The following is a 12148-nucleotide window of genomic DNA, read 5'->3' on the forward strand; positions in this document are numbered from 1 at the left end:
CCGATTCCAAGTTGTGACTGATGTGACGCTAGATAACTAATGAGGCAGATGTTACGGCGCGCCTCCCCGCCGCTGCCGCGGTTCGCGGACAGAATCGCACCCCATGAGGATGTCCACACTTCTGACGCGTAACACCACCCGGCCGGGCCTCGTCGGCACAGCCCGCGTTGACCGGAACATCGACCGACTGCTGCGTCGGGTCTGCCCCGGCGACATCGTGGTGCTCGACGTCCTTGACCTGGACCGCATCACGGCGGACGCGCTGGTGGAGGCCGACATCGCCGCGGTCGTCAACGCGTCGCCGTCGGTGTCGGGCCGCTACCCGAACATGGGCCCGGAGGTGCTGGTCAACAACGGGGTGACCCTGATCGACGAGGCCGGCCCCGACGTCTTCAAGAAGGTCAAGGACGGCTCCAAGATCCGCCTGCACGAGGGCGGCGTGTACGCCGGAGACCGCAGGCTGGTCCGCGGCACCGAGCGCACCGACCACGACATCGCCGACCTGATGCGTGAGGCCAAGAGCGGGCTGTCCGCGCACCTCGAGGCGTTCGCCGGCAACACCATCGAATTCATCAAGAGCGAGAGTCCGCTGCTGATCGACGGCATCGGCATCCCCGACGTCGACGTCGACCTGCGCCGCAGGCACGTGGTGATCGTCGCCGACGAGCCCAGCGCCGCCGAGGACCTGCGCGCGCTCAAGCCGTTCATCAAGGAGTATCAGCCGGCGCTGATCGGCGTCGGCAGCGGCGCCGACGTCTTGCGCAAGGCGGGCTACCGCCCCCAGGTCATCGTCGGCGACCCCGACCAGATCAGCACCGACGCGCTCAAGTGCGGTGCTCAGGTCGTGTTGCCCGCGGACGCCGACGGGCACGCGCCGGGACTGGAACGGATTCAGGATCTCGGCGTCGGGGCGATGACGTTCCCGGCCGCCGGGTCGGCGATCGACCTGGCGCTGCTGCTCGCCGATCACCACGGCGCCGCGCTGCTGGTGACGGCCGGCCACACCGCCAACATCGAGACGTTCTTCGACCGCACCCGTGCGCACAGCAACCCGTCCACCTTCCTGACCCGGCTGCGGGTGGGGGAGAAGGTGGTCGACGCCAGGGCCGTGGCCACCCTGTACCGCAACCACATCTCGGCGGGTGCCATTGCGCTGCTGGCGCTGACCATGCTGATCGCCGTGATCGTCGCGCTGTGGGTATCGCGCACCGACGGCGTGGTGCTGCACTGGGTCACCGACTACTGGAACCACTTCTGCGCGATGGTGCAGAAGTGGGTCACCTAGATGATCTCGTTGCGTCAACATGCCCTGTCGCTGGCCGCGGTCTTCCTGGCGCTGGCGGTGGGAGTCGTGCTGGGCTCGGGCTTCTTGTCGGACACCTTGTTGTCCAGCCTGCGCGACGAGAAGCGTGACCTGAACACCCAGATCAGCGGGCTCAACGACCAGAAGAACGTGCTGAACGAAAAGCTCAGTGCGGCAAACAATTTCGATACCCAGCTGGTCGGCCGGATCGTGCACGACGCGCTGGGCGGCAAGTCGGTGGTGGTGTTCCGCACCCCGGACTCCAAAGACGACGACGTGGCCGCGGTGTCGAAGTTCATCGGTCAGGCCGGTGGGGCGGTGACCGGGACGGTGTCGCTGACGAGTGAGTTCGTCGAGGCGAACTCGGCGGAGAAGCTGCGGACGGTGGTGAACTCCTCGGTGCTGCCGGCGGGCCAGCAGCTGAGCACCAAGCTTGTCGACCAGGGTTCGCAGGCGGGTGACCTGATGGGCATCGCGCTGCTGGCCAACGCGAACCCGGCCGTGCCTGCCGTTGACGACGTCCAGCGCAACACTGTGCTGGCGGCGTTGCGCGACACCGGGTTCATCACCTACCAGGCCACCGATCACATGGGCGCGGCGAACGCCGCGCTGGTCGTCACCGGCGGCTCGCTGCCCCAGGACGCCGGCAACAAGGGCGTCAGCGTGGCCCGGTTCTCCGCCGCGCTCGCCCCGCACGGCTCGGGCACCCTGCTCGCCGGGCGCGACGGTTCGGCGACCGGAGGAGCCGCCGTGGCGGTGACCCGCGCGGACGCCGGGATGAACTCGGCGGTGTCCACCGTCGACGACATCGACGCCGCGCCCGGGCGCATCACCGCGGTCCTGGGCCTGCACGACCTGCTCAACGGCGGGCACGCCGGGCAGTACGGCACCGGGCACGGGGCGACGTCGATCACGGTGCCCCAGTAGCGGGCGTGTTAGCCGCGGCACAGCGCGGCGGATGTTAGGGTGGGTTTCCGTGGGTCGGCAGGCCCATCTAGTTATTCGCTAGAACATTTTCCACGCCCTGCCCGTCTTCACGGAGGTCGCCTGTGCGAAAGCACCCGCAATCCGCCACCAAGCACCTCTTCGTCAGCGGCGGAGTCGCGTCGTCGTTGGGCAAGGGGCTGACCGCCAGCAGCCTGGGCCAGCTGCTGACCGCCCGCGGGTTGCACGTGACGATGCAAAAGCTCGATCCGTACCTCAACGTCGATCCGGGCACCATGAACCCGTTCCAGCACGGCGAGGTCTTCGTCACCGAGGACGGCGCCGAAACCGACCTGGACGTCGGCCATTACGAACGATTCCTGGACCGCGACCTGTCCGGCTCGGCGAATGTCACTACGGGACAGGTGTATTCGACGGTCATCGCGAAGGAACGGCGCGGCGAATACCTCGGCGACACCGTCCAGGTGATCCCGCACATCACCGACGAGATCAAAGGGCGCATCATGTCGATGGCCCAGCCCGACGCCGAGGGCAACCGTCCCGACGTGGTCATCACCGAAATCGGGGGCACCGTCGGCGACATCGAGTCGCAGCCGTTCCTGGAGGCGGCGCGCCAGGTGCGTCACGACCTGGGCCGCGAGAACGTGTTCTTCCTGCACGTCTCGCTGGTGCCCTACCTCGCTCCGTCGGGTGAACTCAAGACCAAGCCCACCCAGCACTCGGTGGCCGCGCTGCGCAGCATCGGTATCACTCCCGACGCGCTGATCCTGCGCAGCGACCGTGACGTTCCCGAAGCGCTGAAGAACAAGATCGCGCTGATGTGTGACGTCGACATCGACGGCGTCATCTCCACGCCGGACGCGCCGTCGATCTACGACATCCCCAAGGTGCTGCACCGCGAGGAACTCGACGCCTACGTGGTGCGCCGGCTCAACCTGCCGTTCCGCGATGTCGACTGGACGCAGTGGAACGACCTGCTGCACCGGGTGCACGAGCCGCACGAGATCGTACGAATTGCGTTGGTGGGCAAGTATGTTGAACTTTCCGATGCCTACCTGTCGGTCACCGAGGCGTTGCGGGCCGGCGGGTTCAAGCACCATGCCAAGGTGGAGCTGGTCTGGGTGGCGTCCGACGACTGCGAGAGCGCGTCCGGTGCCGCGTCGGCCCTGGACGGCGTGCACGGCGTGCACGGCGTGCTGATCCCGGGCGGGTTCGGCATCCGCGGCATCGAGGGCAAGATCGGCGCGATTCGCTACGCCCGCACGCGCGGGCTGCCGGTGCTCGGCCTATGCCTCGGCTTGCAGTGCATCGTGATCGAGGCCGCCCGCTCGGCCGGCCTGGAACAGGCTAACTCGGCCGAATTCGACCCCGAGACGCCCGATCCGGTCATCTCCACGATGGCCGACCAGGTCGACATCGTCGCCGGCGAGGCCGATCTGGGCGGCACCATGCGGCTGGGCGCCTACCCCGCGGTGCTGGAACCGGAATCGATTGTGGCCCAGGCGTATGGCGCCACGGAGGTGTCCGAGCGGCACCGGCACCGCTACGAGGTCAACAACGCCTACCGCGACAAGATCGCGGAGAGCGGCCTGAGGTTCTCCGGGACATCCCCGGACGGCCATCTGGTGGAGTTCGTCGAATACCCACCGGACGTGCACCCGTTCGTGGTCGGCACCCAGGCTCACCCGGAGCTCAAGAGCCGGCCCACCCGGCCGCACCCGCTGTTCGTCGCATTCGTCGGCGCGGCCATCGACTACCAGGCGGGCGAGCTGCTGCCGGTGGAAATCCCGGAGCAGTCATCGAACGGCCTCCAGCACCCGGACAGCGCCGCGCGGCCGATACCTGAGCCCGCGACCCGTGGCTGAACACGTCTTCGAGACGGCGTCGTCCGAAACGCTGTACACCGGAAAGATTTTCGCGCTGCGCAGCGACCGGGTGCGGATGCCGGGCGGCAAGGTGGTGACCCGGGAGATCGTCGAACACTTCGGCGCGGTCGCCGTGGTCGCGCTGGACGACGACGGCAACATCCCGATGGTGTACCAGTATCGGCACGCCTTCGGTCGGCGGCTGCGGGAGCTGCCCGCCGGACTGCTCGACATCAACGGCGAGGCGGCGCATCTCACCGCGGCCCGCGAACTGATGGAGGAGGCGGGGCTGCAGGCCAGGGACTGGGCCGTGCTCGTCGACCTCGACTCCACGCCGGGCTTCAGCGACGAGTCGGTGCGCGTCTATCTGGCCACCGGCCTGACTCGGGTCGACCGGCCCGAGGCGCACGACGAGGAAGCGGACATGACGGTGGAGTGGTATCCGCTGGCCGACGCCGCCCGCATGGTGCTCGGCGGTGAGGTCGTCAATGCCATTGCCGTGGCAGGGATTTTGGCCGCCCGGGCCGTCGCGACGGGTTTCGCGCGGCCGCGTCCGGTGGACAGCCCGTGGCGGGACAAGCCGTCGTCGTTCGCCGCCCGCAAGGCCGCGCAATGATGACGGTGGCGCTGGACACGCAATTGCAGGGCTACCTCGACCACCTCGCGATCGAGCGCGGCGTCGCCGCGAACACCCTGAGCTCGTATCGCCGCGACCTGCGCCGCTACACAAAGCACTTGGCGGACCGCGGAATTCACGACCTCGCCACGGTGGGCGAGAATGACGTCAGCGAGTTTCTGGTGGCGCTGCGCCGCGGCGATCCCGACACCGGGATCGCCGCGCTGTCGGCGGTATCGGCGGCGCGGGCGCTGATCGCGGTCCGCGGCCTGCACCGGTTCGCCGCCGCCGAAGGACTGGCCGAACTCGATGTGGCGCGTGCGGTCCGCCCACCGACGCCGGGGCGCCGGCTGCCGAAGAGCCTGACCATCGACCAGGTGCTGGCCCTGCTGGAGGCCGCGGGCGGCGAGAGCCCGGCCGACGGGCCGCTGACCCTGCGTAACCGGGCGCTCCTGGAACTCCTGTACTCCACCGGCGCGCGGATCTCCGAAGCCGTCGGCCTCGACGTCGACGACGTCGACACCCACGCCCGCTCGGTGTTGTTGCGCGGCAAGGGCGGTAAGCAGCGGCTGGTGCCGATCGGGCGCCCGGCCGTCACCGCGCTGGATGCCTACCTGGTGCGGGGCCGTGCGGAGCTGGCCCGGCGCGGGCGCGGCACGCCGGGCATCTTCCTCAATGTGCGCGGCGGCCGGCTGTCGCGGCAAAGCGCGTGGCAGGTGCTGCAGGACGCGGCCGAGCGCGCCGGGATCACCTCCGGGGTGTCGCCGCACATGCTGCGGCATTCCTTTGCGACCCATCTGCTCGAGGGCGGCGCCGACGTGCGGGTCGTGCAGGAGTTGCTCGGGCACGCGTCGGTGACGACGACGCAGATCTACACCATGGTCACCGTGCACGCGCTGCGCGAAGTGTGGGCCGAGGCCCATCCACGGGCCCAATAGCGCGGAGCACTCAGCCGCCGAGGTAGTCGGACTCGAGCACCAGGTCGGCCAGGATCGTCTGGTACTCGACGCGCGTCTTGTGCTCGACGGTGTTGAACTGCTCGCCCTGCTGGCGCCGCATGTACTCGCGGTACTTCGGGGCGCCCGGGACCCGGACGTTGTCGGCGACCACGATCGAGCCCGGATGTAGCCAGCCCCGGTCCAGGATGCTCTTCAGGTCGTCGAGGTAGGCGTCCTTGTCGTGGTCGAGGAACACGAAATCGAGTGCGCCGGCGGCAAACCCGTGCTCGGCGGCCAGCGCGTCCAGGGTGCGCCCGCCGTCGCCGATGGTGCCGACCACGCACGTCACCCGGTCGGCGACGCCGGCGTGGGCCCAGATCTGGCGGGCGTTGGCGGCGTTGGCCTCGGCGAGTTCGACCGAGTACACCTTCGCGTTGGGGGCGGCCCGGGCGATCCGCAAGGCGCCGTAGCCGCAATAGGTGCCCAGTTCGAGCGCGAGCGCCGGGTCGACGCGCCGCACCGCGGCGTCGAGCAGCAGGCCCTTCTCGTCGCCGACGTTGATCAGCAGCGATTTCTCGTAGGCGAACTTGTCGATGGTGGCCAGTACGTCGTCGATGTCGCCGGCGCGCGCGTTGCTCAGGACGTACTCGACCGCGGCGGCTTCGCGCCCGTCACCGATCTGCCCGGTGGTGGTGATGTTGCGAGCGCCGGCGGCCATGCGCCAGAACGACCAACGCAAGAGAGGTATCCGTCGCGTGAGGTTCATGGGCGCCACCATAGGCCGGTGCCGGGCGGTCGGTGCCGGCCGGGCGGTCGGTGCCGGCCCGGCGGAGGGTCGGCCGGCGGAGGGTCGGCCGGCGGAGGACTCTCTGGGTACCACTCGGTCTTTCCCGAAACCGATAGCGCCCGCGTTAGCGCGTTCGCGCGGGCGCATTGCCCCCGGAAATTGATGCTGCTGTGACTGAAGTGAAAAGGCTGCCGCGATGTGCGTTCTACCACCGATTTCTGTCCATATCGGCTGGTTAATTGCCTGCGGGTCGCCGAGTTTCGCGCGTCGAACCCGTTAGACTTTCCGACGATGTTCACCTCGCGAACACCCCCGCCATGACCGATCGGCCGGACAACGGCGTCGAGCTCGGTCTGACCGGGCGGCCGCCGCGGGCGATCCCGGAGCCACAGCCGCGCACCTCGCACGGCCCGGCCAAGGTCGTCGCCATGTGCAACCAGAAGGGCGGCGTCGGGAAGACCACGTCCACCATCAACCTCGGTGCCGCGCTCGCCGAATACGGCCGCCGGGTGCTGCTGGTGGACATGGATCCGCAGGGCGCGTTGTCCGCCGGCCTGGGCGTCCCGCACTACGAGCTCGAGAAGACCATCCACAACGTGCTGGTCGAGCCGCGAGTGTCGATCGACGACGTGCTGCTGCAGACCCGGGTCAAGCACATGGATCTGGTACCCAGCAACATCGACCTGTCCGCGGCCGAAATTCAGCTCGTCAACGAGGTGGGACGCGAGCAGACGCTGGGCCGCGCCCTGCACCCGGTGCTGGACCGCTACGACTACGTGCTGATCGACTGCCAGCCGTCGCTGGGGCTGCTCACCGTCAACGGCCTGGCCTGCGCGGACGGCGTGGTGATTCCCACCGAGTGCGAGTACTTCTCGCTGCGCGGCCTGGCGCTGCTGACCGATACCGTCGACAAGGTGCGCGATCGGCTCAACCCGAAGCTCGAGATCAGCGGGATCCTGCTGACCCGGTACGACCCACGCACGGTCAACTCCCGCGAGGTGATGGCCCGGGTGGTGGAACGGTTCGGTGACCTGGTGTTCGACACCGTCATCACCCGGACCGTCCGGTTCCCGGAGACCAGCGTCGCCGGCGAACCCATCACCACATGGGCCCCACGGTCGACCGGCGCCATCGCCTATCGCGCCCTGGCCCGCGAGTTCATCGACCGATTCGGCGCGTGAACGCGACCGAAACCGGTAAGGCGCCAGAGCAGAACGGCAGCGCGACTGGCTTCCACGTCCGCCTGACCAACTTCGAGGGTCCGTTCGACCTGCTGTTGCAGCTGATCTTCGCTCACCGCCTGGACGTGACCGAGGTGGCGCTGCACCAGGTCACCGATGACTTCATCGCCTACACCCGCGAGATCGGTCCGCAGCTCGAGCTGGAGGAGACCACGGCGTTCCTGGTGGTCGCGGCGACCCTGCTGGACTTGAAGGCGGCGCGGCTGCTGCCCGCCGGGCAGGTCGACGACGACGAAGACCTCGCGCTGCTGGAGGTGCGCGACCTGCTGTTCGCCCGGCTGCTGCAGTACCGCGCGTTCAAGCATGTCGCCGACATGTTCGCTGAGCTCGAGGCCGCGGCGTTGCGCAGTTATCCGCGCTCGGTGTCGCTGGAAGATCGATTCACCGCGCTGCTGCCCGAGGTGATGATCGGCGTCGACGCCGAACGGTTCGCCCAGATCGCCGCGATCGCGTTCACCCCGCGGCCCGTCCCGACCGTGTCTGTCGGGCACCTGCATCAGGTGCAGGTGTCGGTTCCCGAGCAGGCCAGGAAGTTGCTGGCCATCCTGGAAGCGCGGGGCACCGGCGCGTGGGCGACGTTCTCCGAGCTGGTCGCCGATTGTGAGGCGTCGATGGAGGTGGTCGGGCGCTTCCTGGCGCTGCTCGAGCTGTATAGGTCCCGGGCGGTAGCATTCGACCAGTCGGAGCCGCTCGGCGTGCTCCAAATCTCCTGGACCGGGGAACGTCCGGCCAGTCAAGCGTTGGTAGAAGTGCGGGACGAATAGATGAGTGAGAACTTGCCCGGGGTCGACCTGCCCGACGTGGGCATCCCGGACATCGCCGAAGTCGTGCCCATGGAATCCGAGGAACTCGGGTCCGTGCTCGAAGCGCTGCTGCTGGTGGTGGACACACCCGTCACCGCGGAGGCGCTTGCGTCGGCCGTCCAGCAACCGCTGTACCGGATCGACGCCAAGTTGCAGGAGATGGCCCAGCAGCTCACCGACCGCGACAGCGGCATCGACCTGCGGAAGAACAGCGAGGGCTGGCGGATGTACACCCGCGCCCGGTTCGCGCCGTACGTCGAGAAGCTGCTGTTGGACGGAGCGCGCTCCAAGCTCACCCGGGCAGCGCTGGAGACGTTGGCGGTGGTGGCCTACCGTCAGCCCGTGACCCGCGCGCGGGTGAGCGCGGTGCGCGGCGTCAACGTCGACGCGGTGATGCGCACGCTGCTGGCGCGCGGCCTGATCACCGAAGCCGGGGCCGACGAGGACACCGGCGCGGTGACGTTCGCCACCACCGAGCTGTTCTTGGAGCGCCTGGGGCTGACCTCGCTGGCCGACCTTCCCGATATCGCGCCACTGCTCCCCGACGTCGACACGATCGAGGACCTCAGCGAATCCCTGGACAGCGAGCCACGTTTCGTCAAACTCTCCGGCGGCCAGTCATCCGACCAGGCGCTGACATTCGACGTGGACCAGGATTGATGGACGAAGCCCAGGGGATCCGGCTGCAAAAGGTGTTGTCCCAAGCCGGAATTGCGTCGCGGCGGGCCGCCGAGAAGCTGATCAGCGACGGCCGCGTCGAGGTCGACGGGCAGGTGGTGACCGAACTGGGCACCCGCGTCGACCCCGACTCCTCGGTGATCCGCGTCGACGGCGCCCGGGTGGTGCTCGACGACTCGCAGGTGTATCTGGCCCTCAACAAGCCGCGGGGTGTGTACTCGACGATGTCCGACGACCGCGGCCGGCCCTGCATCGGCGATCTGGTCGAGCGCAAGGTCCGCGGCAACAAGAACCTGTTTCATGTCGGGCGGTTGGACGCCGACACCGAGGGGCTGATCCTGCTGACCAACGACGGCGAGCTCGCCCACCGGCTGATGCACCCGTCCCACGAGGTGCCCAAGACGTATCTGGCGACGGTGACCGGGTCGGTGCCGCGTGGGCTCGGCAAGAAGCTGCGTGCCGGCATCGAATTGGACGACGGGATGGCCAAACTCGACGAGTTCGCGGTGGTGGACGCCATTCCGGGTAAGACGCTGGTGCGGGTGACGCTGCACGAGGGGCGTAATCGCATCGTGCGTCGGCTGCTGGCGGCCGTAGGGTTCCCGGTGGAGTCGTTGGTGCGCACCGACATTGGTCCGGTGGCGCTGGGCAAGCAGCGCCCGGGCAGCATTCGGGCGCTGGCGCATCACGAGATCGGCCAGCTGTACAAGGCGGTGGGCCTGTGAGCGGAACGAGCGGAACGAGCACGGCGAGTGACGGGAGTGCAGCGAACCATCAGCCTATGAGTGCGAGCGATATCGTGGTGGCCATCGACGGCCCGGCGGGCACGGGGAAATCTTCTGTGTCAAAGGGATTGGCGCAGGGGCTGCAGGCCCGCTACCTGGATACCGGCGGAATGTACCGGATGGTGACGCTGGCCGTGCTGCGCGCCGGCGTCGACCCCGCCGACGCCGACGCCGTCGCGCGCATCGCGGAAACTGTGCAGATGTCGGTGAACTATCATTCCGACGGCGACCGTTATTTCCTGTGCGGAGAGGATGTCTCGGCCGAGATCCGCGGTGACCGTGTGACCGCCTCGGTCTCGGCGGTGTCCTCGGTGCCCGCCGTCCGTACCCGGCTGGTGGGCCTGCAGCGCGAAATGGCCGGGGGCCCGGGAAGTGTGGTCGTCGAGGGCCGGGACATCGGCACCGTCGTCCTGCCGGACGCGCCCGTGAAGATCTTCCTGACCGCGTCGGCGGAGACCCGGGCGCGGCGGCGCAACGATCAGAACGTGGCGGCCGGGCTGGTCGACGACTATGACGCGGTGCTGGCCGACGTCCGCCGCCGCGACCACCTCGATTCCACCCGGGCGGTGTCACCGCTGCGGGCGGCCCCGGACGCGGTGGTCGTCGACACCAGCGACATGACCGAGGCCCAGGTGATCTCGCGCCTGCGCGACCTGGTCGAGCAGCGAAGCGGAGCGGTGCGGTGAGTCAGGACGGCACGTGGAGCGACGAAAGCGACTGGGATTCAGTCGAATTCGGACTGGACGAGCAGGACGAGGCGGGCCCGGCGCCCGTGGTGGCGGTGGTCGGCCGTCCCAACGTCGGCAAGTCGACCCTGGTCAACCGGATTTTGGGCCGCAGAGAGGCCGTCGTGCAGGACGTCCCGGGCGTCACCCGCGACCGGGTGTCCTACGACGCGCTGTGGACGGGGCGCCGCTTCGTCGTGCAGGACACCGGGGGATGGGAGCCCGACGCCAAGGGGCTGCAGCAGCTGGTGGCCGACCAGGCCGCGGTGGCCATGCGCACTGCCGACGCGGTGATCCTGGTGGTCGACGCCGTCGTCGGAGCCACTTCGGCCGACGAGGCCGCCGCGCGGATCTTGCTGAGGTCCGGCAAGCCAATCTTCCTGGCGGCCAACAAGGTTGACAGCGACAAGGCCGAGGCGGACGCCGCGATGCTGTGGTCGCTGGGGCTCGGTGAGCCGTACGCGATCAGCGCCATGCACGGCCGCGGGGTGGCGGATCTGCTCGACGCGGTGCTGGCGGACCTGCCCGAGGTGTCGGAGGTGGCGGCCACGTCCGGCGGCCCGCGGCGCGTCGCGCTGGTCGGCAAGCCCAATGTCGGCAAGAGCTCGTTGCTGAATAAGCTTGCGGGCGATCAGCGTTCGGTGGTGCACGACGTCGCCGGAACGACGGTGGACCCGGTTGACTCGCTCATCGAGTTGGGCGACAAGGTGTGGAGGTTCGTCGACACCGCGGGCTTGCGGCGCAAGGTCGGCCAGGCCAGCGGGCACGAGTTCTATGCCTCGGTGCGGACCCACTCGGCCATCGACGCGGCCGAGGTGGTGGTCGTCCTGATCGACGGTTCCGAGCCGCTCACCGAGCAGGATCAGCGGGTGCTGTCGATGGTCATCGAGGCCGGCCGGGCCCTGGTGCTGGCGTTCAACAAGTGGGACCTGGTGGATGAAGACCGTCGCGAGCTGCTGGCGCGCGAGATCGACCGTGAGCTGGTGCAGCTGCGGTGGGCGCCGCGGGTCAACATCTCCGCCAAAACCGGGCGGGCGTTGCAGAAGCTGGTGCCCGCGATGGAGACCGCGCTGGCGTCGTGGGATGCGCGGATTCCGACGGGTCCGCTGAATTCGTGGCTCAAGGAAGTGGTGGCGGCCACGCCGCCCCCGGTGCGTGGGGGCAAACAGCCGCGCATCCTGTTCGCCACCCAGGCGACGGCGCGGCCGCCGACGTTCGTGCTGTTCACCACCGGTTTTCTGGAGGCGGGTTATCGGCGCTTCTTGGAGCGTCGGCTGCGCGAGACCTTCGGGTTCGAGGGGTCGCCGATCCGGATCAATGTGCGGGTGCGCGAGAAGCGGGGCGGCAGGCGGCGCTGATCGCTTGGGGTTTGGGCCGCGCTCGGTTTGATGCTCCTATCTTTGTTAAGGGTCAAGCGGCGGTGATGAGCTGGGTGTTGAGCCATTCGCGGTAGTTGGTTGCG

Annotated in this window: 12 protein-coding genes; 11 read left to right on the forward strand and 1 reads right to left on the reverse strand. The window is 68.7% G+C overall.

Annotated features, from left to right (window positions below):
• Nucleotides 1-103: 103 nt before the first annotated feature.
• From steA to xerD, 5 genes are all read left to right on the forward strand, one after another.
• The gene (steA, locus tag OQ789_RS18630) at nucleotides 104-1285 is read left to right on the forward strand and encodes a putative cytokinetic ring protein SteA (RefSeq protein ID WP_324687550.1); all 1182 of its coding nucleotides are present in this window, start codon (nucleotides 104-106) and stop codon (nucleotides 1283-1285) included.
• Nucleotides 1286-2230, forward strand: a complete 945-nt coding sequence (locus OQ789_RS18635; protein ID WP_324687551.1) for a copper transporter — start codon at nucleotides 1286-1288, stop codon at nucleotides 2228-2230. It abuts the gene before it with no gap.
• A 122-nt stretch (nucleotides 2231-2352) separates the two neighbouring features.
• On the forward strand, nucleotides 2353-4113 hold the full coding sequence (locus tag OQ789_RS18640; RefSeq protein WP_324687552.1) for a CTP synthase: 1761 nt from the start codon (nucleotides 2353-2355) through the stop codon (nucleotides 4111-4113).
• Nucleotides 4106-4729, forward strand: a complete 624-nt coding sequence (locus OQ789_RS18645) for an NUDIX hydrolase (protein WP_324687554.1) — start codon at nucleotides 4106-4108, stop codon at nucleotides 4727-4729. The genes OQ789_RS18640 and OQ789_RS18645 overlap by 8 nt, the downstream gene beginning before the upstream one ends.
• Complete coding sequence (gene xerD / locus OQ789_RS18650) at nucleotides 4726-5667, forward strand: site-specific tyrosine recombinase XerD (protein ID WP_324687556.1); 942 nt, start codon at nucleotides 4726-4728, stop codon at nucleotides 5665-5667. Before OQ789_RS18645 ends, xerD begins: the two co-directional genes overlap by 4 nt.
• Nucleotides 5668-5677: 10 nt before the next feature.
• On the opposite strand, the gene OQ789_RS18655 is transcribed toward xerD, so the two are convergent.
• Complete coding sequence (locus tag OQ789_RS18655) at nucleotides 5678-6433, reverse strand: O-methyltransferase (protein WP_324687558.1); 756 nt, start codon at nucleotides 6431-6433, stop codon at nucleotides 5678-5680.
• 338 nt (nucleotides 6434-6771) lie between these two features.
• Between OQ789_RS18655 and OQ789_RS18660 the strand changes: the two genes are divergently transcribed.
• From OQ789_RS18660 to der, 6 genes are read left to right on the forward strand one after another with little or no spacing between them, the layout of a single operon-like run.
• Nucleotides 6772-7635: a ParA family protein gene (locus OQ789_RS18660; RefSeq protein ID WP_324687560.1), complete on the forward strand. Its 864-nt coding sequence runs from the start codon at nucleotides 6772-6774 to the stop codon at nucleotides 7633-7635.
• Nucleotides 7632-8459: a segregation/condensation protein A gene (locus OQ789_RS18665; RefSeq protein ID WP_324687561.1), complete on the forward strand. Its 828-nt coding sequence runs from the start codon at nucleotides 7632-7634 to the stop codon at nucleotides 8457-8459. Before OQ789_RS18660 ends, OQ789_RS18665 begins: the two co-directional genes overlap by 4 nt.
• Nucleotides 8460-9158 carry an SMC-Scp complex subunit ScpB gene (gene scpB, locus OQ789_RS18670; protein ID WP_324687563.1) on the forward strand — a complete coding sequence of 233 codons (699 nt, stop codon included), beginning with the start codon at nucleotides 8460-8462 and terminating at the stop codon, nucleotides 9156-9158.
• On the forward strand, nucleotides 9158-9901 hold the full coding sequence (locus OQ789_RS18675; protein ID WP_324687564.1) for a pseudouridine synthase: 744 nt from the start codon (nucleotides 9158-9160) through the stop codon (nucleotides 9899-9901). Before scpB ends, OQ789_RS18675 begins: the two co-directional genes overlap by 1 nt.
• A gap of 56 nt (nucleotides 9902-9957) precedes the next feature.
• Nucleotides 9958-10647, forward strand: coding sequence for a (d)CMP kinase (cmk, locus tag OQ789_RS18680; RefSeq protein WP_324687565.1), 690 nt, complete (start codon nucleotides 9958-9960; stop codon nucleotides 10645-10647).
• On the forward strand, nucleotides 10644-12044 hold the full coding sequence (gene der, locus OQ789_RS18685; protein WP_324687567.1) for a ribosome biogenesis GTPase Der: 1401 nt from the start codon (nucleotides 10644-10646) through the stop codon (nucleotides 12042-12044). Before cmk ends, der begins: the two co-directional genes overlap by 4 nt.
• The last annotated feature ends 104 nt before the right edge of the window (nucleotides 12045-12148 follow it).

Origin of the sequence: Mycobacterium sp. 94-17 (genome assembly GCF_035617725.1) — a bacterium.
Lineage (GTDB): Bacteria > Actinomycetota > Actinomycetes > Mycobacteriales > Mycobacteriaceae > Mycobacterium.